We start from the raw sequence: 24,268 nt of genomic DNA, 5'->3' as shown, positions 1-24,268 counted from the left end.
ACAGAAATGTACGTGCGAAACGGGGCATACGAAGCTCGACAGCACGAGCGAGACCTCCGGCATGCCACCGGGGTCATCCGGAAGATCGCCCCGCCCTATCCCGTTGTCCGGCCGCTCCACAGGCTACATTTGCCCTACACGCTCACCGCGACAAAACCTTACAATAAGCGGTCGGGCTGGTTTCACTCCTCTCTATTCGCGAGGAAGCCCGTACGCTGCCCGACCGTTTCTTCCTGAAAAATAGGTAGCAAATCATGCAAATGGGGACTGAGCGCCGCACGGATATCGCGGCTTTCACAGTAAGAAAAATCATCGTCGTGGTGGCGATACTGGCGCTGCTCGCCACGCTGATCATTTCAAAGATCATGAACGGCCCGGACGAAGCGAAGCGTGTCGCGGCGACACAGGACATCAGCACAATCATGCAGGCGCTGACGCTATACCACCGCGACAACGGCCGCTATCCGAGCCAGGAGCAAGGGCTGCGGGCCCTGACCGAGAAACCTGCTGCCAATCCGGTGCCAAAGGTCTGGAAGGACGGCGGCTATCTCCAGCGTTTGCCAAACGATCCATGGGGCAATCCGTATCAGTATCTCAACCCGGGCGTCCATGGCGAGATCGACGTATTCAGCTACGGGGCCGACTCAAAGCAAGGCGGTGATGGCAACGATGCCGACATAGGTTCCTGGCACTAGCGCGTTATCCCCTTCAGTGATCCGAGTCCCGACTCGGGGCATGCGGCAACATCGGTACGCAAACACAGGCGATGGGTAAAGCTCACGACCGCACGGGCGTGAAGCCGTCGGGACTCCAGTCCTCGCTGCCTACCCCGTGATGGACGAAGAAGAAACCTTCCGGATCGTAGCGATCCTTGATCGTCTTCAGCCGCGCATAGTGGGCCCCCCAGAACGCTTCGCGCCAATCTCCGCGAAAAAAATCAGTCTCGGAAATATAGGAACCGCTTTGCGGCGACAACGCCTTGAGAACGGCCGCAGCCTTCGCGATACTCCCGGCATTGCGCCGCGCCTGTGCCATGTCCGGCGGGGCAATCGGGAGGCCCGCGAACGGCGGCGCGCCGCCTGTCGCTACAATCATCAGGCAGAAGGCGTCGGCGACTTTCGGATTCATGGCGCACTGACGCGCCTGCTCGTTCACCTCCGGCGGTGCGCCCGCGAGTCCTTTGTTGACATGCAGTTCCACGGCCTGAAATTGGGCAGCCGCGACGAGGGCGTCAGCAAGCCGGCCGCGTTGGCCCGGTTCGAGAAGGGCCGCGGGCAACCATTGCGACTCGTAGCCGTGAAGGAATACCGAGGCCTCATCTCCATCGCCCCGCCACCAACCATGGTTATGCGCGGCGTCAGGTCGTGGGTCTGGTACAAGTCCCGGGTTGGCGTCGATATCCCACCAGCGGCGCGCCGGACTGGCGCCGACGTGAGGCGCCTCGTTCAAGGTGAAATCCACCGGTGAGGCGCGCACCCATTCGATGAAAGGCGCCCAGGCCGATTTTGCCTGACCGTCGCTCAGGCCCTGACACACCATCGCCACGTGGATTTCGTCGTTGTGAAAGACGAGCTTCTCGCCCCAATGCGGGTTGAACAGATTTTCGGCATAGTGATCGACCAAGCGTTTAACCAACCGCCGGTAAGCCCCAGGTGATGACGCTTTGACCTCGACCTTGGCCCAGCCAAAGTTCTCGGGCAGGTCGTGGGTCTGTAGCGTGATCCTGGTCACCACGCCAAAACTGCCGCCGCCCCCGCCTTTCAGCGCCCAGAAAAGATCGGGCTCACGGGATGCGTTGACCGTGCGGATAACGCCGTCAGCCGTGACGACCTCGGCTTGGAGCAAACTCGCGGCCGCCAATCCATAGTGCTTCGAGAAGGACCCGAAACCGCCGCCCAGGACGAGGCCGGCAACTCCCACGCTCGTACAGCCGCCGCCCTGGACGTATCGTCCCGCCCGGGTGGTGACGGCGGTGTAGACGTCGATCCACATGCAGCCCGCTTCAACAGTCACAGCCGGCGCCGACGGCGTCGAGCAGCCCAATGGAACGAAAGCGTCATGCAGATCGATGCGGTTCATCGCGCGGGTCCAGATCAGCAGAGAATCCGGCGCGTTCGAACCGCCAAGGTAACTGTGGCCGCCGCCTTTCACCACCATGCGCAAATTATGTTGCCGGACGAAATTGACGCCCGCAACCACGTCTGCGGTAGAACGGGCCGCTACCGCGTAGGCACTCGCGCTGGGTGTCCATGCGTCAAGCCAGCCGGAGATCTGGGTGCCGCCGGGATCGTCACCGAGCGCGATCGGGTTTCGCGCTTCCTTTAGGCGAACAAGGCAACTTTGCGCGCGAGGCGCTTCTGCGCAGGCCTGCCAAATCGTCCTTGGTTGCAACAAGTTTCCGCCAACCGCTCGAGTCAACTCCTCCCACTCCTTCGGTTGCGGCCATGCAGGATCGCCGGGCCGGACGCGGCCCGCTCCAGCCACGGCAGGAAGCGCGTCAGCGAAGGTCGAGACGGTGCTGAGGAACGGCAGGGCCGCAACCCCCTTTAGAAGGCATCGTCTGTCCATAACGTCCTCCTCACCAACGGGGACTTGAACCGCACCGTCCACGTCGGACAGCAAACACCCAAGCCTCGTCCCATGAGGCAACGAGGATCAGGGCGTTAGCGTATTTGAGCAGGGTGAGCAACACAGCCATAGGCGGACCATCCATAGGAGGATGCCAGCCAGCGTAGTTTGACGCCTCTTGAGCGGCAACCGGAATGGGGCGAGCTGGGTCTGCCGCGGGACGGATTGGGCGGCCTGCGCTAGTGCCGCAGGCGCTGCATCACAGGTTCCCGATGTTGCCGGCTGCAGGGGACCTCGGCGCCACTGCGGTGATGCAAGCGGCCATTTGCAGAGGCGTCGACGCCCAGAAGCGGAGAGGCTATTGCAGCGGCTGGTTGAGAAGACCATTGCGCTGATCCACGCGCCTTGTCAGCACGGTGACAGCAAGCGCCGCTCAACGCACCAGGAATCCATACTTGAGCGGATCCCGCTCGTCGATGATCCAGTTTGCGAATCCGCAAACATGGGCTGAGCCTTCGATCTCGGGGATCACGGCAGGGAACTCGCCGAGTTGCGTTTCACCGACAACACGCGCACGAAACACCGTGCCGATGATCGATTCATTCACGAGTACGTCGTCTTGCCCAATCTCGCCACGCAGATATAGTTGCGCCACGCGGCCTGCGGTGCCCGAACCCGTTGGAGAACGGTCCACTTCCCTGTCCGCGAAAATGCAGCAGTTCGCCTGAGTCGATTCGGGAAATCTTGGCGCGCCGTGAATGATCGTGCCGTAGATATGGTTGATTTCCGGAATGTGCGGATGCACGAGCGGAAACGCCCGATTGGCTGCAATCTTCACTTCCGCGCCGAATTGTTTGAGCACGTCGACCGACGACTCCCGAATGGCGAGGCCATGCGGTGCGCCGTCGGTGTAGAAATAGAACGCCCCTCCGAACGCGATGTCGCCTGTCACCGTCCCGTAGGTCGGTGTTTCGACGCTCACGTCGCGCCTGTAAATGAACGATGGCACGTTAATGAATCGCACACCGTTGGCATGCATGCCGTCCCACTTGACGAATGCTTCGATGAAACCACACGGTGCGTCGATACCGACCCGCGTCTCGGGCGATTCACGCTGCACCCAGCCGAGCTCGACCGCAGCGGTCGCCAGTGCGATCACGCCATGCCCGCAGTGGTCGCTATATCCCTCGTTATGCAGGAAGATGACGCCGAAATCAGCTGTGGGGGAAACGGGCGGCGTGAGATAACCCCCGTACATGTCTGCGTGTCCGCGGGGTTCGAACATCAGGGCCTGGCGAATATTATCCGCATGTTCGCGTACCCAGGCGCGGCGCTCCACGATTGAGTTGCCCTGCAAGCGGGGAAGCCCCGACGTGACGATCCGGAACGGCTCGCCGCCGGTATGAACTTCGACAGTACTGATTGTGCGACTGACCTGCATGGTTTTATATCCTCTATGTGATGCCTGCACGCCATTCCGGATGCCATGCGACGTGCACGTTCGTGAATATAGTAGCTCTTTCATGAGGCAAAGCACGGATCCAGCGTTACGCAATGGATGGCCCTCCGAACGGAGTCCGCGAGGTCCGATCACCTTATCCCTTTCCAAGTCCAGGCGTGTCCGGACAGGCAACACGGGGGCTGCGCACCGGAGTCGTCCTGCATGCTATGTTGGCGTTCGACCTAACGTCTCCCGACCATTGAATAACCAGGATGCAGCGCCATGAGATCGTCCAGCGAGAATCTCTCTAGCGGTATCAGCGTATTTGCTGCCGTCGTCGATGCGGGGACGTTCGCCGCCGCGTCCGAATTGATGGGTATGTCGCCACCCGGGGTTAGCCGGGCCATCGCTCGACTTGAAAAGCGGCTGAAGACACGGCTCTTTAATCGGACAACTCGAGCCGTTTCCCTTACTGAAGAGGGCCGGCGATTCTATGAGCAGGTCATGCCGCACTTAAGGGGAATGGAGGAAGCGGCCGCAGCCGCGGCAGGAGGCGCCGCAACAGTGCGCGGAAAGCTGCGAATCAATCTTGCCCCGGTTTTTTCGCGAATCATTCTGGGTCCGAAGCTCGACGAATTCATGGATGCGCATCCTGAACTTCAACTCGAGTTCATCACGAGAGACCAGCTCGGCGACCTCATCATGGACGGCTTCGATCTTGCCTTGCGATTTGGCGAACCTCACTCATCCAGCCTGGTTGCGCGAAAACTCCTCGACACCGCTGTTGTCACGGTCGCATCGCCCTCGTACCTCGCTCGCCGGGGACGGCCGGCGGAGCCTCAAGAGCTGAATCGCGGTGTGCACAGGTGCCTCGAATTCCGGAACCCGGATACTGGAAAACCGTATCCGTGGGAGTTTCATCGAAAGAGTAAAAAGATAGTTATCCAAACTAATGGACGGCTTACCGTCAATGATCCGAGCGCGCTCCTCAACGCGTGTCTGGCCGGCTCCGGCGTCGCGCAGATGCTTCTGCTCGGAGCCGAGCACCTGATCCGGGAGGGACGGCTCGTCAACTTGTTCCCGGACTGGCCGGATGAGCGCTTCCCGCTCTATGCGTACCATCCATCGCGGCACCACATGCCGACCAAGACAAGGGTATTTCTCGACTTTATCGTCGCTTTGACGAGTACGAGTTAGCAAATCGGACCGGACCCGTTGCCGCGCTTCCGTGCGACTCTGGAACGATGCCGACATCGACTGTCTCGATGAACTTTTTTCGTGCCGGAATCGACCTCTTGCGGACGTTCTCTTAGTCAGCAATCGAACGAATGACCCTCGCCGGATTTCCACCGACAAGCGTATTCGGAGGAACGTCCCTGGTGACGACCGACCCTGCCGCGACAACCGAATTCTCGCCTACCGTTACGCCGCCGATGATGGTCGCGCCGGCTGCGATCCAGACGTTTCTCTCAATCACGATGGGCTTTGCAATGACGAAGGCGCGCCGCTGAGAAGGTTCAATGGGATGGCCAGGCGTGATGATGCTCACGTTGGGCCCGATCATCACGTCGTCGGCAATGTCGAGCCCGCCGAGGTCATAGAAAGTGCAATTCTGATTGACGAAGACATTGCGCCCGACACTGATATCGACCGCGCCGGTTGTGTAGAACGGGGGGATCAATAAAAAGCTGTCGTCCACCTTCTTGCCGATGAGATCGCTGAACAAGGCCCGGACTTTGTCCGCATCGTTGAACGTCAGCCAGTTGAGAGTAGCGGTGATCGCCATCGCTCGTTTGACGTTTGCGGACATGGCCGCTGATTCCGGCGTTCCCCGGGGAACTATCTTGGCGCGATCATCATTCGCCATTCGCTATTTTCCTCCGGTTTCGATCGAGGGTGTATTCGGCGCATGACGGCCGTGCCGCGCGCTGAGTATAGCCTGTGACTTTCAACCATAAATGACGGGGAAAAAACTGGAAAGGGCTCGCCTTCGACGAGCCCTTTCAGCGGTACGTGCATTGAATGTGTCGATGATCGCTTGTCGGATCAGCTGCTCGCGCACGTGTAGCTGGCCGCCGAGCTTACGTTGCCAGACCCGGAGTAGTGGGGAACCGAAGGATAAGGACAATCGGGTAACGTCGCCAGGACATTGCCGCTGGCGTCGAATTTCGTCAGCAACAGTTGACCTGGCGCAGTGCCCTGCTCGACCCAGGCGATCATCGCGCCCAGATAGTCGGTCTGATCCGGACCGTTCCCGCCAAGCACGTGACCCACACCCGGTTCCAGGTAGAACCTTGCATTGCTCGCAGCCGCACCGGCCAGTTGAGTGACTGTCAGCCAGTTGCGCAGATGATCTCGCGGGGAGATCAGAGGATCCGCTCCACCGTTGAACGAGATCATCTTCTTGCCCAGCATCAGGTATTGCGCGATCGCCTGCAGGTTGTGATCGGCCCCCGCACTTTGCAGACCGGCAGCGATGATTGGATACGATGTGTCCACGTTAAAGTTCGCCTGCAGACTGCCCGGCGCGGTGGCGGGCAGCAACCAGCCACCGTTGTTTGTCGCGATCGCGGCGAACCCTCCGCCCAAGCCCCCATAGGAACCCACGCCGAACTGGCTGCCGAAATCGGCCCAGTTGTAGCCGGCAAAAAGCAGCGTGCCTCCGCTTGTCGTCAATGGCGCAACGATCTGCCTGACCGTCTGCAACTGTGCGGATGACAGGCAGGTCGCGGCCGGTGCACCTGACGCGCCGCATAACAACGTAGACGGATCAAAGGTACATGCAGCCGGATTCAGGATAACGCCGTTCGTCGTGCCGCATTGCGCCGTCGCCGCGTTGTAGGCGGCGGTCCATTGAGCATTCGATGGCATTGCCGGCGACCCTGCAAGGGTGGCGATATTGAGCATCGCCGTCACCTGGGTCCCCATGTTCATCGACTCGTCGCCGGCAATGATCCCGTCGTAGTCACCAGGCAGATTCTGTGCGACGAGATACGCCTCGCGGCCGCCATTCGACGCGCCGCTAAAGTAGGTGTATTTCGGTGGCGCCCCGTAGAAGGCGGCAACCACTGCTTTCGCGAAGTGAATCGTGATTTCCGTGGACGCGTATGAGTAGTCATTTTTCTCGGTCGCTTTCGTCAGGAACTCCGTCGGGTTGCCCGTGCGGTTGCCTCCGTTCGATGCGGTATAAGCGATGCCGCGTTGCAGCGGCATGATCAGCGGGAATTGCGCGGACGTGGCTTCCACTGTGGGAATACTTCCGTCAAAACCGCCTCCGCCTTCCTGGAGCAGCCGGTTCGACCAGTTGTCCGGTAAATCAACTTCAATATCGAGCTCTGTTCCGCTTGCGCCGGTTGCGCTCACTTTGCAATAGCCCGGGACATTACCGGCAGGTGCGATCCGTGTGGTTGCTGTAACGGAAATTCCATCGATCTGCTTGCCGTTCATGGTGGTGCAAAGTGCCGCGTAGTTGATAACCGCGGCAGCCGATGCCGGCGTGTCGCCGCCGTTGCAGCCGGGCAGCATGACCGTGCAGACTATTGCCGCCAGCAGGAGCCAAGGCCGCGTGTTATTAGTTTCGATCCGACTGTTCACGTTCACGTCTCCAGAGAGATACCGCATTTATCGCTGCCATCGCCGGCAAGTCGAGCCCTTTGCTTTCGTTGGGACGAGCAGGATCGCTGCGCGGCAACGAGCAGTAGATGGGTATCTGAAGAGGGAGACAAATTCACCAGACGACGCGACGGCAGTTAAATTAATAAACCGTCCGGTCGTTCAGTCAATGAACGAGAGACTAGAGATGTTCCGATCGCGTGCCAAGTCGGTGTTAACCCTTTTCATCGTGCCGCACACTCGTTCGACGGTCAGCTTTAATGAGCCTCTCGTCAGTGCGCGAGAAACGCCAGTTCGTCGCTTGGCGTGGTCAGTCCGGTGGACGCGGATTGATCAATCTTGAAGGTTGAATCAACCTAGCCAGCCGATGCGGCCGGATTGAGTGTCAGGGCTTGAGCGCCAGCCCGCTTGTGGACTGCGATTGACTATGTGGGTTCGCACTGAGTCCGAGCCCGTGAGCAAGCGCGGACCTTGACTCAGTGCAAGTCGACACTGTGACTGCCGGTTTCGAGAAAGCCATTTCTTGTTTCGGATGCGTCAAGTCTATTCGTTCGGAGTACTTTTTGACTTTCGACATATTCGAGCGATCGCACTCTGGTCTCGACCGCGAATGTAGCGGCGACCGCTCCGCAAAGAGTCACCACCGACAACGCACAAAACACTGCGGGCACACCAAGGTGCGGCAACACGCGTTCCAGGAATCCGCACTTCAGTCGGATAGGTCCGACGGCGAAACACAGATCGCATCCCGCTCAGGGAAGATTCTTCAACGAACTCATTGCCGGAAGCGCCTGAAAAAGTGACGAATGTCGGCCGCGAGGAGTTCAGGCTCTTCCATTGCCGCAAAATGGCCGCCACGCGGCATGTCGGTCCATTGCGCGACATTGAACACTCGTTCCAGCCATACACGCGGCGGATGGTTAATCTCTTTCGGGAAGTGCGCAAAGCTCACCGGCGGCAATACCCGTTGTCCCAGGGCGAAACGCATGGGTTGCAACCGGTTTTCCCAGTACATTTGAATGGCTGTACCAATGCTCTGGGTGTACCAGTAGAGCGATAGATTGGTAAGTAACTCATCTTTTGAAAATCTGCGCTCGATAACTCCGTCGCAATCGCTCCACGCGCGAAACTTCTCCCCGATCCATGCAGCAAGCCCGGCCGGCGAGTCGTTAAGCGACGCGGCTAACGTCTGCGGCCTGGTGCCGTGCATATGCGCATAACCGCCCTCGAGCGCAGCCCACTCACCCTTCTCTCGAAGGAAATTTTGTTCTGCGACGGTAGGCGGCAAATCAGCGCCGTCAACGGCGGGTTCGTACGATCCCGGCAGAAAGTTAAGATGAATTCCATCGACTACCGTGGCGTGCCGCAAAGCGAGCGCGACCGACACCCCCGCACCCAGGTCACCACCCTGGGCGCCAAATCGCTCGTACCCAAGACCTCGCATCAGCAATGCCCAAAGATCCGCTACCTGAAACGCGGAGGTGCCGGGGGCGGCAGGTGCCGGCGAAAACGCAAAGCCCGGCAGTGAAGGAATAACGACGTCGAAGGCATCGTCCGGGTCCGCACCGAATGCAGCCGGGTCGCACAATAGATCAGCCAACGCGTGAAATTCGAAGAACGATCCGGGCCAGCCATGCGTGATGACCACCGGATAGGGCCGCGGTCCAACACCACGTCGATGGACGAAGTGCACGCGCTGACCGTTCACGTCAGCCATGAATTGAGGTTGCTGGTTCAGACCGCGTTCCGCAGTCCGCCAATCAAAACCGTCGGCCCAGTACTTCACCAATTCGCGCAACCAGATGGTGTCTGTGCCTTGTTGCCACGAACCGGATGGAGTCATGGGCGCCCATCGGCTGTCGCGCAAACGCCGGCGCAACCCGTCGATCTCAACATCGGACACGGAAATCTGAAATGGCTCGATATGCATGGCACCTCCTCTGGAAAGGTGCCGTCAATTCTCCACGATCCAGGTAGCCATGTCGAACGCCCAAACATGGCGGGACTTCACCCGAGCATTACAGCCCTCCAGAATCGTCGGGGAAATGTCCGTTTGAGCGACGGTCCTGGCGAAAGAAGACCGAGGCAATATCGATGGCAACCAGCAGCGGCTCGTCAATCTTCTGGCCGCCACTCACCCGCCAAACACTTCCGCCATCTGTTCATTGAAGCCGTTGACCAGGACGTGTTCACCGGGCCCGGGGTTGCCGCGGAACAGCTTCGCGCCTTCAACCAGAACCTCATCCACATCGGTTCCGAGGACCGCGATCGTTTCGTCGATGAACGCATCGAGCGGCATCGCCTGTTCGGCTTCGCGGCTGTTCATGAGGTCTGTCCGCACCCAAGGCGGGGCAATCTCGAGTACGCGAACCTTCGTGTCCCGCAGCATGAAGCGTTGCGACAGGACGTACGAATGTAATGCCGCCTTGGTCGACGAATACACGGCAGTCGCAGCCAACGGAACGAAAGCCAGGACCGAGCTGGTATAGGCGACGACAGCGTTGTTCCGGGTCTTGAGGTGATCGATCAGCGCAGACGTCATGCGAATCGGCCCGATCAGGTTGGTCGTGATGGTGGACACCATCAACGCGTCGTCGATGTGGCCACCCGCCTGGTCAGGCTGCATGATCCCTGCGTTGTTGATCAGCACGTTGAGATCGGGATAGTCCGCGATCAGTTGTGCCGCCACCCTCTCGATGCTGGCCGGATCGGCAATGTCGAGTTCGATAGCAGCCATACCGGGATTCGCCGCCACGACCTCGTCCAGATGGCTTCGCCGGCGGCCGCTGATGATGACCTTGTTGCCGTGCTTATGGAGCGCTTCGGCTAACCCGCGGCCAATGCCCGAACCGCCCCCCGTGATGAAGATTGTGTTTCCAGTGAGTGTCATGATCGTTTCCTTTCAGATGCGTCAGGGTTTGATGCTTGCTTGCTCAGACGTCAGGTAGCCGTTGTGTCCCCAGGTTGCCCGAACAGTCCGGTAAAGAAGGCGAGACTTAAGACAATCGCAAATGACATTGTCATTGCTGTGGATTATTATCGTCATCCTTACCCATGTCAATGGCGATCAACATTGTATTTTTCGATGGACCTGATTGAGTCGTTGTCGGCCGAACGGAGGATGCGGTCGGTCTCGCCGAACTGATGAAGTCGGCAGGTTTTACGCAGGGGGTTGTCGTTCCACCTTTCATCCCTGGTTGAACCGATACTTCACTCGCTAGCAGCCTCGACGAAAGAAAGCGCCGGTATTCGGCGAGGGCGACAAGTTCAAAGCAGCACTCACCTTCTCCGGCCCGGCGTCGCGGCTCGATGCCGCGCATGCATCGCGCGAACTCGACCGCCTTCAATTAAATGCGGCATCGGAACTGTCTAGAAAATTGGGCGCCAGTGTCGGCCTATGCGAGCGGATATATGGGAGTTGATCGGAGGCACATGGGCCTCTGTTGGTTGAACAGGCTGGCTTCTACCTGGAAGCTTTGAACAGCCTTCAAAATCACTACGTCCGGCCGATCAGCCGCGCCACCAGTTGGCTGACGGAGGACACATTCATCTTGTTCATCAGCCGGGCACGATGAGCGTCGACTGTTCTGGGGCTAATCGCGAGTTCGCGTCCAATCTCCTTGCTCGACTTTCCCATTACAAGCAACTGCGAGATTTCCCGTTCGCGAGTCGTCAGCTCCGCGGTGACCGACCAGCGCGCCGACAGGTCTTCGAACACCCATACCGCCTCCACCAACGGGGCCGCTCGATTCAATGCTTTTCCCGATACATGGCACCAGAACGGGCGACCGGATTTGTGGCGCATGATGCGCTCGTCGCTGTATCGGCCTTGTTCGCGCATCGTTTGAGAAGCGCGCTCCCCTATGTGCTCGAACTCGTGATGCGACGGGTAGAGCTGCTCTAACGATTGGCCGATCAATTCACGCTCGCCGTAACCGAACATGTCAGAAAACGCCGTGTTGTAGTGATTGATGATGCGTTGTCTGGACACGAGAAGACCCACTGGAGCGAGGCGAAAAGCCAGCGTCAGGTCGTGCAGCGCGTCGGGAGTGTCTGAGTCCATCATCGTTGTGTTGATCCAGGTACGTGTCGAGTGGTGTCGGACCGTTTCGACCATATTCAGGGTTTGCCCTTAGCGTAATTTTGCGACTGTCCGCGGTGCGCCGACGCGGGTAAGTTTTGACGGAATCCATCATCCGTACAAGCGAGGGCAAAATGGGCGTTTCCATTGTGGGCTGGGCTCACACACCGTTCGGAAAATTTGACGAACTGGATCTCGAGTCGCTGATTTCGGGCGTCGCAAAAGCAGCAATCGATCATGCGGCCATTTCATCCGAGCGTGTCGACGGAATTTGGCTCGGGAATCTGAACGGTGGTTTCGTTCCCGATGTGTTCTGTTCGTCACTAGTGCTCCAGGCGGATGACGGACTTCGCTGGAAGCCTGCCGTACGTGTGGAAAATGCCTGCGCTTCGGGCTCGGCTGCGATATATGGCGCAATCGATGCCATTCGCTCCGGCGCAGCGCGAATTGCGCTGGTGGTCGGCGCCGAAAAGATGTCGTCCGTCCAGGGAAGCGAGGCAACCCGGATACTCGGCAACTGCTCGTATGTAAAAGAAGAGTCCACGATCGACCACGGTTTTGCAGGCATATTCGGCAAAATCACGCAGGCCTATTTCGAACGATACGGCGATCAACGCGCGTCGCTTGCGAGGATAGCCGCAAAGAATCACTTTAACGGAACCTTCAACCCTTGGGCGCACATGCGCCGGGACCTGGGCTTCGATTTCTGCAATACGGTGTCGGACAAGAACCCCATTATTGCAGGGCCGTTGCGCAAGACCGACTGTTCGCTCGTCTCCGATGGCGCTGCCGCGCTTGTTCTCGCGGACGATTCACTGTTGGCGGATTTCCCTCGCGCGGTAGCATTTCGCGCTACCGCTCAGGTCAACGATTTCCTGCCGATGTCGCGACGCGACCCGGTTGCGTTCGAAGGCCCCCGGCGGGCCTGGGCCCTTGCGATGCAACGCGCTGGAGTGAAGATTGGCGATCTGTCGTTTGCCGAGGTTCACGATTGCTTCACGATCGCCGAATTGCTCAGCTACGAAGCCATGGGGCTCGCACCCGCCGGGCGGGGCGCGTCGGTCATCGATGAAGGAATCGTGACACGAGACGGTGCATTGCCCGTCAATCTATCGGGCGGCCTGAAGGCGAAAGGCCATCCGATCGGCGCTACCGGCGTTTCAATGCATGCGCTTTCGGCCATGCAGTTATGCGCAGAGGCTGGCGCCATGCAGCTTGCAAACGCAGAGCTGGCTGGCGTATTCAACATGGGTGGCTCCGCTGTCGCCAATTACGTCAGTGTTCTTGAACGTAAAAAGTGATGAACGATTGGCAGGGAGGAGTGCTTAGCATAAATTCCCTGCCAAAACAGACCATGTTCTACGAGTGCGGATGGCCGGGACGCACGATGCGATTGCGCAATACCCCGATCCCTTCAACTTCCAGTTCGACGATATCGCCGGGCGAAAGAAAGCGCATCAGCTCAAGCCCGCATCCACCTTCAACGGTTCCGGAGCCGATGAATTCGCCGGGATACAACGTCTCGCTGCGTGAAATATGAGCGATCAGATCTTCGAATGACCAGTACATCGTATTCGATCTGGCGCGCGTCCACTCTTCGCCGTTGACTCGCGCAACCATTGAGAGATTGTAGGGATCGGTGAGCTCGTCGGCAGTGACGAGACAGGGGCCCATCGGATTCGCGGTGTCGAAATCCTTGCCCTTTGCCGGTCCGAGTTGCCCGCCCATCTCGGCGGTTTGCGCATCACGTGCCGTCACGTCGTTGAAGATCGTGTATCCGTAGATATAACTGCGCGCCTGCTCCTTGGGAACGTCAGTGGCGCGCCGGCCGATAAAAAAGCCGAACTCCAGCTCGAAGTCGAGGAGATTGCTGTACGCAGGCCAGCGAACGTCGTGGTCGGTGCCAATCACTGCGAGCCGGTTTGCCTTGTAGTAAATCGGCTGTTCGTAGAACGTCTTCGGCACGGCGAGGATGCCTTCTCGCTCCATTTCCGCGAACTTCGCTTCAGGGTCGGGAAATTGTTGAGCCCGTAGCGTGCGCGCGTTCCGGAAAGCCTGGATCAGATGGCCTTCGAAGCAGAGGCAGTCGCGCATCTGTACAGGGGGCTGAACGGGCGCGTCCAGCACAGCGGCCACGCGCCGCACCCGGGCACTGGCCGGCGCCGCCCGGACAAGTTCGTAGGCGCGCTCCAGCGCCGCATCCGCCCCCTCGGTCATCGCAAGGACGCTGTTGAAGCGCGGATCGGCGACACCGCGAGCATCCGCATGCTCACTGGCCGCACTCAAGTCGACAATGGTTGCACCGTCGTCTATCAGCGCGCCTGCTCGGGGGCCGCTGTCGCTGCGGCGGTATGTCACAAGTTTCATTACATTATCCTAAGTAAATAATGTTTAGCGCCTGCGTAATCCATTGAGCAGTATGGACAACAGATGACGCAGGGTCCCGTCGACATCGTCAGGGTCGGCCTTGCCCGCGCTTAACCTGCTGATGCGGCCAACGTCGACCATTGCATAGACCATTGTTCCGATCGCACATTGATAGGCCCAGTGAATTTCCGCCTCGCTGCGATCCGGCAAGGTAACGCGCAATTGATCGATGAATGCGTTGGCCACCGGATCGAAGATCTGCTGAATAATCCCCCGCTCCGACGAAGAGGGATCGTTGACCTCGCGCGCCATGATGATCCCGAAGTGCTGCCGGCCTTCTGTCGACCTCAGTTTCAGCATGGGAAGCAGGAGCGCCTTCAGGATCAGCTCCAACCGGCGGTCAGGATCCTCTTCGAGTTCGGCCAGGGCCAACCCCGCTTCACGCTGCTCGACAATCGCCGGCGCGCGCGACTCGAAGATCGCCCGATAAACGCCCAGCTTGCCGCCGAAGTGATAGCTGACGAGGCCAACCGGAACCCCCGATTTCAGCGCGATATTTCGCAGTGACACACCGTCAAAGCTAAGCTGCGCGAACAGCTCCTCTGCGGCCGCAACGATCCGTTCACGCGTATTGCCACGTTCTGTTGCAGGCAGTTGTGCTTCGCCTGGCTTCTGCATGTGTTGCTCCCTGAATAGATCGTGCTCGATGCAGACCGATGTCACTTTATCGCGTGCCGCTCACGTGATCAATTAAATTTTTTAACCGTTAAGTAAAATTGATTAAGTGGTTAACCTAGTTGAACAAGTGTTCAAACGGCGCAGAATCCGCCTCATGGAAACGGCGGAGGCCAGGTCATCCGGCCTCTCTGGTTCAATCGGCGGCCGATCGTACGTGGCCGGAAAATCAAACGAATGAGGATAAAGCCCATGGTTTCAAAAATACGTCGCGTCATCACCGGACATGATGCTGAAGGACGCTCCACTGTTCTATTCGACGGTTATGCGACTAACGTCAAGGAGATGGAGTCGATGCCGGGACTGGCTCTCACCGACCTTTGGGAAACGGACGTGTCGCCCGCCGACAATCGTTCCAGCGCAGACGCCGTCGTGCGGCCCGTGCGACTGGAGCCGCCGTCCGGCGGATCCATTTTCCGGGTTGTCGAGTTTCCGCCCGACGGCGCATGGCGTGGTAATTCGGATGTGGGAAAGGCGTTCTTGTCGATCGGCGCGCCGACCGCTCATCACGATGCGTCCAGCGATCCGTTGATGCACAAGACCGCCACCGTTGACTATCTGGTCGTTATGAAGGGTGAGATGCACGCAATCCTCGATACCGGCGAGGTCCTGCTCAAGGAGGGCGATGTTTTCGTGCAGCGCGGAACGGTGCACAGCTGGAGCGTGCGGGGAAATCAGCCATGCATCATTGCGGCCATACTGATTAACGCACACCCGGTTTAGAACGATTCATCGCGGTGACCAATCTCCATTCACAGCGATCGATTTTATGAATCAGGATACCTTAATAAAACCAGGAATTCATAGCACCCGAATTCAACACCATTCATAAGAAAAACTGAGCGACGGATTGAGGATGAAGGCCGCCATATTCCGCGGATTGCGAAGGCGTCGAGGAAGCGTTGCCGGAGTCCATACGCTTCTGCGATCCGGATCACCTCGGCGCTTCCTTCTTTCACCGCTCGCGCAATCGTCAGAGGAGACTATCTTGAAGAACCGCTGGACGGCCCTTGCCGTCATCTTTTTTTCGTTCATCCAGTTCACGTTGAACTGGTTCAACGTGGTGCCGACCTTCTCGGGCGTGGCCGTGGAAATGCATCTGACGCCTGCCCAGATCGGTGTGGTGGTGGGACTATTCATAGCGGGGTACGGAATCGCGCATATCCCCGGCGGCATGATCGCCGAGGCCTTCGGTTTGCGTGTTGCCATGTTGCTGGGGATTGCGGTAGAGACATGCGGAACCGTGTTGTCATCGCGGGCGGTCGGATATGACGTATTGCTCGCCGGTCGATTCCTCTGCGGTATCGGTGGCTCGATCTACCTCGGCAGTGCGATCGGACTGACGGCCGCCTGGTTCCGGAACAGTGAACTGGCAACCGCGAACGGCTTGATAACGGGCGTCGCATTTACCGTGGGCGCCGTATTGGGACTCCACGGCTGGGACCTCCTCGTGGCGGAGCATGGGTGGCGAACGGCGCTGTTGCTCGGTGCTGCGGTAGGCGTCGTCACATTCATTGCTGTGATGTTTCTGTTCCCCTACCCGCCCGACGCCCAGCACGATGAAATCGGCGCGCACCATCTGAACCTCGCGTCGCTCGCCCGGACCTTCGGAAATCGCAATCTCTGGATGCTTGGCGTGACCTTTTCCGGCGGGTACGGCAGCTACTTTACCGCGGCCCAACTGTTGCCTGCCTATGCGACAGCGCACTTGCATCTTGCGCCCGATACCGGGGCGACGATTGCGGTGCTGCTACTGATTAGCGGCATGGTAGGCGGCATATTGGGCGGGTGGCTCGCCGACAAGGTCTTCGGGCCGGTGCCAACAATGGTAGGCGCGTTTGTAGCCGAAAGCATTGCGCTCCTGCTCGTCCCACATCTCGGGCTTGCAGGCGTCATGGTTGCAGCAGCCGTTATCGGTGGGTCGGCAATCCTCGGATTTGTCGTATGGATTGGCTTCCCTGGCCTTTACCGGAGCGAAATCGAGGTCAGCGACATTCCCACTGCTGCCGGGCTGATGCTGACTATCGTCGCAGTTGGCGGTGTGGGAGTGCCCGCGCTATATGGAAAACTGGTGGAGACATTCGGCTTCCTGCACGCCTGGACATTTCTCGCCATCGTCACGCTCATCACGGCATCCGCCAGCTTGGCCGTGCGCCGGCCCGAGTCCGTACAAACTGAGCTCAATAAGCAGCCGGACGTTATTTTCAAATAGTTATTTGCCAACGGCACCGCAGACTAAGGTTGTGCGGCCTGATGCAGTACAGATCTTTGAAATAATGCCTTTATTTTTATGAATAAATATCAGGAATCCTTATTTTATCGGATACCTGCAATCGACCACGAACGCAACGTCCATAGCGCAGCAAGCGGACTCATAAAAAAGACCTGTTGGAGGAGACATCGTATGTCCATTCGCTTGAATTTAAAGGTAGTGGCCGCCGCTGCGGCGGCCACTGGTTGCTGGTCTGTTCAGGTCCAGGCATCTGAAAACGCGAGCCCCTATCAACCGGGTGTAACGACCGGCGCGCCCTCTGGGGCTTTGCCACCGGCCGGTTTTTACGTCACCGAGGACTTCTACATCGCCCGAGGCAATACGTTAGTCGATGGCAGCGGAAATGGCGCGCCTCTTAGAGTGCAGAACGTCGCCACGTCGCCGGCATTGCTCTGGGTGCCAGGTTGGCAACTGTTTGGCGCTCAATATGCAATGGGACTCGTGCAGGTCTATGCGGAGCATGATGTCGACACGACTGCGCTCGGCGGCAAGTCGACGAAGACCGCCGGTTTTTTTAACACGGTGTTGACGCCCGCGATTCTGTCATGGAACCTGGGGCATGGGTTCTTCACGTCTGCGGCAATGACCGTCTATCTGCCCAATGGTCACCACCAATACGCGAACGGTGCGCCCGAGCAGACGAGCTATGCCAACGATTACTGGACGGCCGAACCGAGTTTCGCGATCACCTATCTGGCGAACGGCTGGAATTTCACCGTCAATAACGTGTTCGACTTCAACCGGACCAATTCAACTACTGACTACCACTCGGGCAGCGCCTACTACATGGATGTCACGGCGGCAAAGACGATTGGACGGTGGACCATTGGTGTGATTGGCAACTATTCACGTCAGTTTACTGACGACTATCAGTACGGGCAGATCGTGGGCAACGGCAATCGATTCGAGCATGTGCTTGCAGGGCCGATCCTCTCCTACAATTTCGGCCCTGCCCAGGTCACATTGAGGTATCTGCAAAACGTCAAAACCCGAAACGACGTCGACGTATCTTTCTTTCACGCGTCGGTGTCTTTCAAATTCTAGATCAGTATTTGAGCAGGTGAAAAACCCGAGCCTGTTGACGCAGACGTCGATCTGACATTTGACCTGCGCTCAGAGTCGAGATGCACATTCCTCACGCAGATGCCCGACGAATGCCTGCTGGACGGCGGTGCCGAGCCAGTCGGTACGCAAGGTGTACCCGACTGCCCGGCTTGCCTCGGGCGTCACCAGTTCCAACGCGACCATTTCGCTTCCGGGAGAGGCCTCGCGAATCAGCGCACGCGACAGGAGTGTGATGCAATCGCTTTCCACCAGCATCGCGATCATCATGGCGAGCGAGCTGGTCTCGACCACTAGCGGCGGCTTGACCGGCAGCCGCGCGAAGATCGAATCGATCACCGCGCGTCGCGGCACATTGCGCTGTGGCACGACCCAGTCGTAATCGGCAAGGTCGTGAGCCGCGATGGATTTCTGCCCGGCCAACCGATGCCCCTTGCGTACGGCAACCACGTAAGGATCGGCGAACAGTTCCGTCTCTTGCACGGACCCCGTGAGGCGAGGCTCGCGCAGCCCGCCGATGATGATATCGATCGCGCCGGCGCTTAGCTCGCGCAGCAGCCGCGCGTGAGAACCCTCGTCAACCGTGACGCGTGCAGCAGGATAGCGCTCGCGCAGCCGCTGAATGGCGCGCGCGACGAGGCGTGGCGGCAGCAACGGCAAGACGCCGATCGCCACTTTGCCGGTGAGCTGCCCACGGGCGTAAGCCAGATCCTCGCTCGCCTGCGCGATCTCGCAGAGCGCCAGACTCAGGCAACGCGCGAATTCGATGCCCGCCGGGTTTGCCGACACGCTGTGCACCCGCCGCCGGTACAGCGACATCCCCACGTTCTGCTCGATCTGCCGCGCCGCCCGGTGCACGGCCGGCTGCGAAATGCCCAACGTCTGTGCGGCCTCTGCCGCCGATCCCGCGTTTGCAATCGCGATGTGGCAGCGCACCTGGGTATCGGTCAGGTGGCGGCAAATCTTGCCCGCGTTCGATACCGCCGATTGGCCCGTCAGATTCGCCACCGCACGCTCCATCTGGTCGAGCATGCGACGCACGCGCCGTTGCAGGATCATGCCCTCCGCTGTCAATTCGCTGCCGCCAAAGCCACGTTCGAACAGCTGACCGCCGAAACTCGCTTCCAGCTTGCTGATGGCGAGACTCACCGCGGGCTGCGTGCGGCCGGCGCGGGCTGCCGCCTGTCCTATCCCACCTGCTTCGCACACCGCATCGAACAGGAAGAGACGCCTTAATCGCGTCAGATCGTCATCCGATGACGTACTCCTGACTCCATCCATCGATTCTCCGGAATGGCTATGTGAAAACCCTTAGCTTAACCAAAATTTATGCCTTTCGGCGCACTTCATATTAAGGACCCCGGCTACATCTCGCTTACAGTAACGCCCATTCGATCAATAAGTTTCCAGTCAGGAGCCGGTACATGACCGTCGTCATCGACACGCACACTCACGCAATTTCCCCGGATAAACAACGTTATCCTCTCGCGCCGGTCGGTGGTCACCAGTCGGAATGGTCAGCACAGCGTCCTGTCAGCTTTGAGGGCCTGCTCACGTCGATGGACGAAGCCGGCATTGACCGTGCGGTGGTCGTGCAAGCCTCGACGGTCTATGGCAACGACAATAGTTATGTGGTCGAAGCGGTACGCAGCCATCCCGGGCGTTTCGCAGGCGTGTTCTCGGTCGACGTGCTGGCGAGCGACGCCGTCACGCAGATGCAGCGCTGGCTCGATGCGGGCCTCTCCGGGCTGCGCCTTTTCACAACCGGAAGCACGATGCCCGGCCAGGCGGGCTGGCTCGACGACGAGCGCTCGTTCCCGGTCTGGGAATACGCGCAGCGCCATCACGTGTCGATCTGCCTGCAGATGACTGCGCAAGGCATTCCTGCGCTCCTGAACATGCTCGCGCACTTTCCGGAGATCCGGGTGTTGCTCGATCACCTTGCACGCCCGGACCTCGCCGGCGGGCCGCCGTACGAAGCCGCCGCACCGCTCTTCAGCCTCGCGTCGCATCAGGGCGTGTATCTGAAACTCACGAACCGCACGATCGCCGAAGCCGCGCGTGGCGCGTCAACACCTGCTGCCTTCTTCCCGCGCGTGCTCGACGCATTCGGCGCACATCGTATTGCATGGGGATCGAATTTCCCGGCTGCCGAAGGCACGCTGCCGCAACTGCTCACCGATGCCCGGGAGAGTCTGTCGATGCTGCCCGCCGATGCGCGTGAAGCGATCTTCGGCCGTACCGCGAGCACGATTTATCCGGCGCTAGCCGCTTGAACCGTGCTTGATGCATCCGTCCGGAACAAAACAGGAACACACGACCTTGAGCACCTCTACGCAACCGCTGCGCCTGAAGACTGCGCTGCACACCTATCCTCACACGCGAGCCCTGAAAGCCGGCGAACTGACCGATCCCGCCGTCGAATTGGTATTTGAGGAGGTCGAACCGATTCACCGTGCATTCGCACCGATGGCGCGCCGTCAGGCGTACGACATCAGCGAATTGGCGATCGTCACGTATCTGCAGGCGAAAGCCTACGGCAAGCCGGTCGTGCTGTTGCCGGCCGTCGTCGCCGCGCGCTTCCAGCAAGGCTGCATTATTTATAATGCCCAGCGCGGCAAGCTCGATGTCGGCAGCCTCGCAGGCAAAAAAGTCGGCGTGCGTGCCTACACGCAGACCACCGGCATGTGGGTGCGCGCCATTCTCGCGCAAACCTACGGCGTGCCGCTCGACAAGATCGACTGGATCACGATCGAAGGCGCGCATCTGGAGGAATATCGCGATCCGCCGTTCGTGCGCCGCGCCGAATCCGGCAAACAGTTATTGCCGATGCTGCGCACGGGCGAACTCGATGCAGTCATTCTCGGCAACGATTTGCCGGACGAGCCGGGCCTCGAACCGCTGATCGGCGATGCGGCCGCCGCCGACCGCGCGTGGTACGCCCTCCACCAATACGTTCCGATCAATCATGTTGTCGTGGTAACGAAGGCGCTGGGCGATGCACAGCCGCAAGCCATGCGCGCGGTGTATGACCTGCTGTGTCGCGGCAAGGCTTCAGTCGTTGCAGAGAACGCCAGTAAGCCGGACAAGCTACTGTTTGGATACGACGCACTGCGCGGGCCGCTCGAGGAAACCCTTGCGTTCTGCGAGCAACAGCAGCTGCTGCCGCGTAAGCTGAGTGTCGACGAAATCTTCGCCGACAGTCTCGCCATCCTGGGTGACGCCGCGCGCTAGAGCCGCATCCGTACGTTTCACCATTTTTGAGCGAACCCGAATTCGCCGCCGCTTGACTAGGAGACACCATGAGCTTGCCCGGCAAATCCGCCGCCGCTAAACCCAAGGCACGTCAACCGTTCTACCGCGACCTGTCCTTCCAAGTACTGGCCGGTATGGCACTGGGCATTGTCACGGGTTATTACTTCCCGAAGTTCGGCATCAATCTGCAGCCCGTCGGCGACGCCTTCATCCGCGTCATCCAGATGCTGATAGGGCCGATCATTTTCTGCACAGTGTGCAGCGGCATCGCGGGCGCCAACGACTTCAAGAAGGTGGGCCGCGTGGCGATCAAGGCGCTCATCTATTTTGAAGCGGTGACCTCGCTCGCGCTGGTGCTGGGCCTCGTGGTCATCAACCTGCTCAAACCGGGTGTCGGCATGAACGTGGACATGCGCAGCGTGCACTCCGCCGCCGTCGATGCGTACGTGGTGCAAGCGCACCATGTCGTCACCATGAGCGGATTTCTGCTCAATGTGATTCCGCACACGGCGATCAGTGCATTCGCCGGCGGCGACGTGCTGCAGGTGCTTTTCTTCTCGGTGCTGTTTGCGTTTGGCCTGGCCGCGATCGGCGAGCGTGCACAGCCGGCGTTAAAGCTGATCGATGCGGTATCGGGTTCGCTCTTCTGGATCATCGGCCTGACGATGAAAATCGCGCCGCTCGCCGCTTTCGGTGCAATCGCCTTCACGGTCAGCAAGTTCGGCTTCGGTACGCTGCTCTCGCTCGGCAAGCTCGTCATCGAGTTCTACCTGACCTGCGCGCTCTTCATCTTGCTGATCCTTTGGCCGATCGCGAAAGTCAACGGCTTCAGTCTGCTGCGCCTGATGCGTTACATTGGTGCGGAACTGCTGCTCGTGATCGGCACGAGTTCGTCGGAGACGGTTTTCCCGCAACTGATCGACAAGCTGGAACGGCTTGGCTGCGAAAAATCGGTGGTGGGTCTGGTCCTGCCGACAGCGTACTCTTTCAATCACGACGGCACGTGCCTGTATTTCGCCGCAGCCGCCGTGTTTCTCGCTCAGGCCACCAACACGCCGATGACCTGGCACGACCAGGTGGTACTGCTCGCCGTCCTGCTGCTCACGTCCAAGGGCGCGGCCGGCGTGTCCGGCGCGGCAATTGCCGTGCTGGCAGCGACGCTCGCCGCATCGAACACGATTCCGGTGGAATCGATCGCCTTGATTCTCGGCATTCACAAGGCGATGTCCAGCGCGTTCGTGCTTACAAACATAGTCGGCAATAGCGTGGCGACCATCGTGGTGGCGAACTGGGAAAAGGCGCTCGATCGCGTCGCGCTACGCCATGAACTGAAAACCGGCTTCAGGCAGGTGGACCCGCCCTCGGGGCGCCTCAGCCAGACGAGCAGCGCTCAGGCAGGAAACTAACGACAAATGCGCAGAGGCCGGCAGCGCAGATGAACGACCGTTGCTGTCTCAGCTCGAAGCCGGTCATCGGATTTTGAAAACAATACACTTGATTAGTTATACGAAATTTATAGCTGATCCTCGCCGTCACCAAGTGTTCCACATATAAGACATTAAATCGGAGACATATTATGAAAAAAAAGGTTTGGAGAACCATTGGATTTGGATTGTCGGCCGCAGCCGGTACGCTGGGTGCAATGTCTGCACATGCGCAAACGAGCGTCCAGATATACGGTACGGTAGACGGTGGCATCCGTTACCAGACGAATACCGTAAAAGGCGGTGGTACCGTGTTCACGATGAATTCGAACGGCTACTACAGTTCGAACAAGCTCGGCTTCCTGGGGAAGGAAGACCTGGGTGATGGCTGGAACGCGCACTTCCAGCTGGAGAACGGCTTCAACCTCGGCAACGGACAATACGACAACACCACCGGCATAGAATTCAACCGGCAGGCGTTTGTCGGCATCGGCAATTCGAAGTACGGGTCGATCGACCTCGGCCGCCAGTACACGATCTCGCACGACATCATCAGCATCTACGATCCGTTCGGTTTCCACTACACACCGATCCTGCCATTGACCACCGCCTCGGACGGCACGCGCAACAACAACGACATCAAGTACAAGAACAACTTTGGTCCGTTGCTGTTCGAAGCCGACAATTCGCTTGGCGGTGTTGCGGGCGATTTCAGTAGTGGAGCAACGCGCTCGGTCGGCGCGAGTTATGCCGCGGGTCCGGTGAGCTTTGGTGGCGTGTATGGGCATCGCAGCATACTGACCGGCACGACCTACATTGGCGACAGTTATTACATGGGCGGCGCCGGCTACCGGATCGGCCCGGTACGCGTGTCGGGCGGCTTCATGTCCGAGGATCTGCAGAATCCGGTGGGACCGCACCAGGTGACCAACAACGCCTTCGGCGGTCTCGCCTGGAACATCACCCCTTCCATCGTTTTCGATGGAGGCTATTATCAGACCACCGTGTCGAACGACAAGGCCAGCCGCCGCGGGATATCGATCATTTCGCTCGCCTATCTGCTGTCCAAGCGCACCACGCTCTACAGCGAAGTCGATTACACGTCGTATAAGCACGCCGTAGTCAGCACGCTGAACCCGGCGGGCACGCCCAGTCAGACAGCCGTCACCGTTGGTATCGACGTCCTGTTCTAGTACGCCAGGCTCGCACCCGGGTGCTACGCCACCCGGTGCCCAGGTCTTTACAAAACGGTTAACCCATCCGCGTGGTTATTCAATAGACGGGGGGCGTGGATAAATCCATGATTCCCGCTAATCTGAATCGGCCCACTTCGGAAGGACGAAGCGGACATCCGCAAACACGATACAGAGACCGCGCGCGGCGTTGCCAAGCTTTTCTAACCACCGTTTTGACATGTCATACCGCTTGTCGGGGCGCTGCTGCACACGCCA

20 protein-coding genes and 1 pseudogene are annotated in these 24,268 nt (G+C 59.2%); 11 read left to right on the top strand and 10 right to left on the bottom strand.

The genetic code is table 11. The features are described 5' to 3' along the window. The first annotated feature begins 254 nt into the window (after positions 1–254). Entirely contained in the window at positions 255–695 is a 441-nt protein-coding gene (gene gspG, locus ABH944_RS06225) for a type II secretion system major pseudopilin GspG (protein ID WP_404605070.1), read from the top strand. Positions 696–777: 82 nt separating this feature from the next. Here gspG and ABH944_RS06220 read toward each other — a convergent pair whose 3' ends face one another. Further along, positions 778–2,622: an FAD-binding oxidoreductase gene (locus ABH944_RS06220; RefSeq protein WP_404605071.1), complete on the bottom strand. Its 1,845-nt coding sequence runs from the start codon at positions 2,620–2,622 to the stop codon at positions 778–780. A 379-nt stretch (positions 2,623–3,001) separates the two neighbouring features. Next, positions 3,002–4,009: a trans-3-hydroxy-L-proline dehydratase gene (gene lhpH, locus ABH944_RS06215; RefSeq protein WP_404605073.1), complete on the bottom strand. Its 1,008-nt coding sequence runs from the start codon at positions 4,007–4,009 to the stop codon at positions 3,002–3,004. 282 nt (positions 4,010–4,291) lie between these two features. Here lhpH and ABH944_RS06210 point away from each other — a divergent pair, with 282 nt between their 5' ends. Next, complete coding sequence (locus ABH944_RS06210) at positions 4,292–5,206, top strand: LysR family transcriptional regulator (RefSeq protein WP_404605075.1); 915 nt, start codon at positions 4,292–4,294, stop codon at positions 5,204–5,206. A gap of 112 nt (positions 5,207–5,318) precedes the next feature. Here ABH944_RS06210 and ABH944_RS06205 read toward each other — a convergent pair whose 3' ends face one another. The 4 genes from ABH944_RS06205 to ABH944_RS06190 all read right to left on the bottom strand — a co-directional run bounded on the left by ABH944_RS06205 (position 5,319) and on the right by ABH944_RS06190 (position 10,511). Continuing rightward, positions 5,319–5,876 (bottom strand): sugar O-acetyltransferase, encoded by a 558-nt coding sequence (locus ABH944_RS06205; RefSeq protein WP_404605076.1) that lies wholly within the window; start codon positions 5,874–5,876, stop codon positions 5,319–5,321. Positions 5,877–6,055: 179 nt separating this feature from the next. Beyond that, a complete protein-coding gene (locus ABH944_RS06200) occupies positions 6,056–7,603 on the bottom strand; it encodes a DUF6351 family protein (RefSeq protein WP_404605078.1) in 1,548 nt (515 codons plus the stop codon). A gap of 793 nt (positions 7,604–8,396) precedes the next feature. Then, positions 8,397–9,551, bottom strand: coding sequence for an epoxide hydrolase family protein (locus ABH944_RS06195; RefSeq protein ID WP_404605080.1), 1,155 nt, complete (start codon positions 9,549–9,551; stop codon positions 8,397–8,399). A 204-nt stretch (positions 9,552–9,755) separates the two neighbouring features. Continuing rightward, positions 9,756–10,511: an SDR family oxidoreductase gene (locus tag ABH944_RS06190; protein WP_404605081.1), complete on the bottom strand. Its 756-nt coding sequence runs from the start codon at positions 10,509–10,511 to the stop codon at positions 9,756–9,758. 352 nt (positions 10,512–10,863) lie between these two features. Between ABH944_RS06190 and ABH944_RS06185 the strand changes: the two are divergent. Beyond that, a pseudogene (locus tag ABH944_RS06185) lies at positions 10,864–11,043 on the top strand (IclR family transcriptional regulator); the annotation flags it as partial. Positions 11,044–11,117: 74 nt separating this feature from the next. Here ABH944_RS06185 and ABH944_RS06180 read toward each other — a convergent pair. Further along, the gene (locus tag ABH944_RS06180; protein WP_472975128.1) at positions 11,118–11,684 is read right to left on the bottom strand and encodes a response regulator transcription factor; all 567 of its coding nucleotides are present in this window, start codon (positions 11,682–11,684) and stop codon (positions 11,118–11,120) included. Positions 11,685–11,836: 152 nt separating this feature from the next. Here ABH944_RS06180 and ABH944_RS06175 point away from each other — a divergent pair, with 152 nt between their 5' ends. Beyond that, positions 11,837–13,003, top strand: coding sequence for an acetyl-CoA acetyltransferase (locus ABH944_RS06175; protein ID WP_404605084.1), 1,167 nt, complete (start codon positions 11,837–11,839; stop codon positions 13,001–13,003). A gap of 58 nt (positions 13,004–13,061) precedes the next feature. On the opposite strand, the gene ABH944_RS06170 is transcribed toward ABH944_RS06175, so the two are convergent. Further along, positions 13,062–14,069 carry a fumarylacetoacetate hydrolase family protein gene (locus ABH944_RS06170; RefSeq protein WP_404605085.1) on the bottom strand — a complete coding sequence of 336 codons (1,008 nt, stop codon included), beginning with the start codon at positions 14,067–14,069 and terminating at the stop codon, positions 13,062–13,064. Positions 14,070–14,093: 24 nt separating this feature from the next. Further along, the gene (locus ABH944_RS06165; protein ID WP_404605087.1) at positions 14,094–14,747 is read right to left on the bottom strand and encodes a TetR/AcrR family transcriptional regulator; all 654 of its coding nucleotides are present in this window, start codon (positions 14,745–14,747) and stop codon (positions 14,094–14,096) included. Positions 14,748–14,996: 249 nt separating this feature from the next. On the opposite strand from ABH944_RS06165, the gene ABH944_RS06160 reads away from it, so the two are divergent. From ABH944_RS06160 to ABH944_RS06150, 3 genes are all read left to right on the top strand, one after another. After that, positions 14,997–15,527 carry a cupin domain-containing protein gene (locus ABH944_RS06160; RefSeq protein ID WP_404605089.1) on the top strand — a complete coding sequence of 177 codons (531 nt, stop codon included), beginning with the start codon at positions 14,997–14,999 and terminating at the stop codon, positions 15,525–15,527. A 265-nt stretch (positions 15,528–15,792) separates the two neighbouring features. Beyond that, positions 15,793–17,016 (top strand): MFS transporter, encoded by a 1,224-nt coding sequence (locus tag ABH944_RS06155; RefSeq protein ID WP_404605090.1) that lies wholly within the window; start codon positions 15,793–15,795, stop codon positions 17,014–17,016. A 192-nt stretch (positions 17,017–17,208) separates the two neighbouring features. Further along, positions 17,209–18,120 carry a SphA family protein gene (locus ABH944_RS06150; RefSeq protein WP_404605092.1) on the top strand — a complete coding sequence of 304 codons (912 nt, stop codon included), beginning with the start codon at positions 17,209–17,211 and terminating at the stop codon, positions 18,118–18,120. Between the two features lie 69 nt (positions 18,121–18,189). Here the strand turns inward: ABH944_RS06150 and ABH944_RS06145 are convergent, their stop codons facing one another. Further along, on the bottom strand, positions 18,190–19,419 hold the full coding sequence (locus ABH944_RS06145; RefSeq protein ID WP_404605093.1) for a LysR family transcriptional regulator: 1,230 nt from the start codon (positions 19,417–19,419) through the stop codon (positions 18,190–18,192). Between the two features lie 143 nt (positions 19,420–19,562). Between ABH944_RS06145 and ABH944_RS06140 the strand changes: the two genes are divergently transcribed. The 4 genes from ABH944_RS06140 (at position 19,563) to ABH944_RS06125 (ending at position 24,010) form a co-directional block, all read left to right on the top strand. Continuing rightward, positions 19,563–20,414, top strand: a complete 852-nt coding sequence (locus ABH944_RS06140) for an amidohydrolase family protein (RefSeq protein WP_404605095.1) — start codon at positions 19,563–19,565, stop codon at positions 20,412–20,414. Between the two features lie 46 nt (positions 20,415–20,460). Beyond that, entirely contained in the window at positions 20,461–21,372 is a 912-nt protein-coding gene (locus ABH944_RS06135) for a substrate-binding domain-containing protein (RefSeq protein ID WP_404605096.1), read from the top strand. A gap of 68 nt (positions 21,373–21,440) precedes the next feature. After that, the gene (gene dctA / locus ABH944_RS06130; protein ID WP_404605097.1) at positions 21,441–22,799 is read left to right on the top strand and encodes a C4-dicarboxylate transporter DctA; all 1,359 of its coding nucleotides are present in this window, start codon (positions 21,441–21,443) and stop codon (positions 22,797–22,799) included. Between the two features lie 170 nt (positions 22,800–22,969). Continuing rightward, positions 22,970–24,010, top strand: coding sequence for a porin (locus ABH944_RS06125; RefSeq protein ID WP_404605098.1), 1,041 nt, complete (start codon positions 22,970–22,972; stop codon positions 24,008–24,010). The last annotated feature ends 258 nt before the right edge of the window (positions 24,011–24,268 follow it).

It is taken from the genome of Caballeronia udeis, from assembly GCF_044909315.1.
In the GTDB taxonomy this organism is placed as follows: Bacteria; Pseudomonadota; Gammaproteobacteria; order Burkholderiales; family Burkholderiaceae; genus Caballeronia; species Caballeronia udeis_A.
Note: the sequence above shows the minus strand (reverse complement) of the source record. Positions and strands in the feature narration are given on the sequence as shown.

Excerpts from the sequence above, each read along its gene's own strand:
- gspG (WP_404605070.1), top strand. The coding sequence starts at position 255 with ATGCAAATGGGGACTGAGCGCCGCACGGATATCGCGGCTTTCACAGTA.
- lhpH (WP_404605073.1), bottom strand. The coding sequence starts at position 4,009 with ATGCAGGTCAGTCGCACAATCAGTACTGTCGAAGTTCATACCGGCGGC.
- ABH944_RS06210 (WP_404605075.1), top strand. The coding sequence starts at position 4,292 with ATGAGATCGTCCAGCGAGAATCTCTCTAGCGGTATCAGCGTATTTGCT.
- ABH944_RS06205 (WP_404605076.1), bottom strand. The coding sequence starts at position 5,876 with ATGGCGAATGATGATCGCGCCAAGATAGTTCCCCGGGGAACGCCGGAA.
- ABH944_RS06195 (WP_404605080.1), bottom strand. The coding sequence starts at position 9,551 with ATGCATATCGAGCCATTTCAGATTTCCGTGTCCGATGTTGAGATCGAC.
- ABH944_RS06190 (WP_404605081.1), bottom strand. The coding sequence starts at position 10,511 with ATGACACTCACTGGAAACACAATCTTCATCACGGGGGGCGGTTCGGGC.
- ABH944_RS06180 (WP_472975128.1), bottom strand. The coding sequence starts at position 11,684 with ATGGACTCAGACACTCCCGACGCGCTGCACGACCTGACGCTGGCTTTT.
- ABH944_RS06175 (WP_404605084.1), top strand. The coding sequence starts at position 11,837 with ATGGGCGTTTCCATTGTGGGCTGGGCTCACACACCGTTCGGAAAATTT.
- ABH944_RS06170 (WP_404605085.1), bottom strand. The coding sequence starts at position 14,069 with ATGAAACTTGTGACATACCGCCGCAGCGACAGCGGCCCCCGAGCAGGC.
- ABH944_RS06165 (WP_404605087.1), bottom strand. The coding sequence starts at position 14,747 with ATGCAGAAGCCAGGCGAAGCACAACTGCCTGCAACAGAACGTGGCAAT.
- ABH944_RS06160 (WP_404605089.1), top strand. The coding sequence starts at position 14,997 with ATGGTTTCAAAAATACGTCGCGTCATCACCGGACATGATGCTGAAGGA.
- ABH944_RS06150 (WP_404605092.1), top strand. The coding sequence starts at position 17,209 with ATGTCCATTCGCTTGAATTTAAAGGTAGTGGCCGCCGCTGCGGCGGCC.
- ABH944_RS06145 (WP_404605093.1), bottom strand. The coding sequence starts at position 19,419 with ATGGATGGAGTCAGGAGTACGTCATCGGATGACGATCTGACGCGATTA.
- ABH944_RS06140 (WP_404605095.1), top strand. The coding sequence starts at position 19,563 with ATGACCGTCGTCATCGACACGCACACTCACGCAATTTCCCCGGATAAA.
- dctA (WP_404605097.1), top strand. The coding sequence starts at position 21,441 with ATGAGCTTGCCCGGCAAATCCGCCGCCGCTAAACCCAAGGCACGTCAA.
- ABH944_RS06125 (WP_404605098.1), top strand. The coding sequence starts at position 22,970 with ATGAAAAAAAAGGTTTGGAGAACCATTGGATTTGGATTGTCGGCCGCA.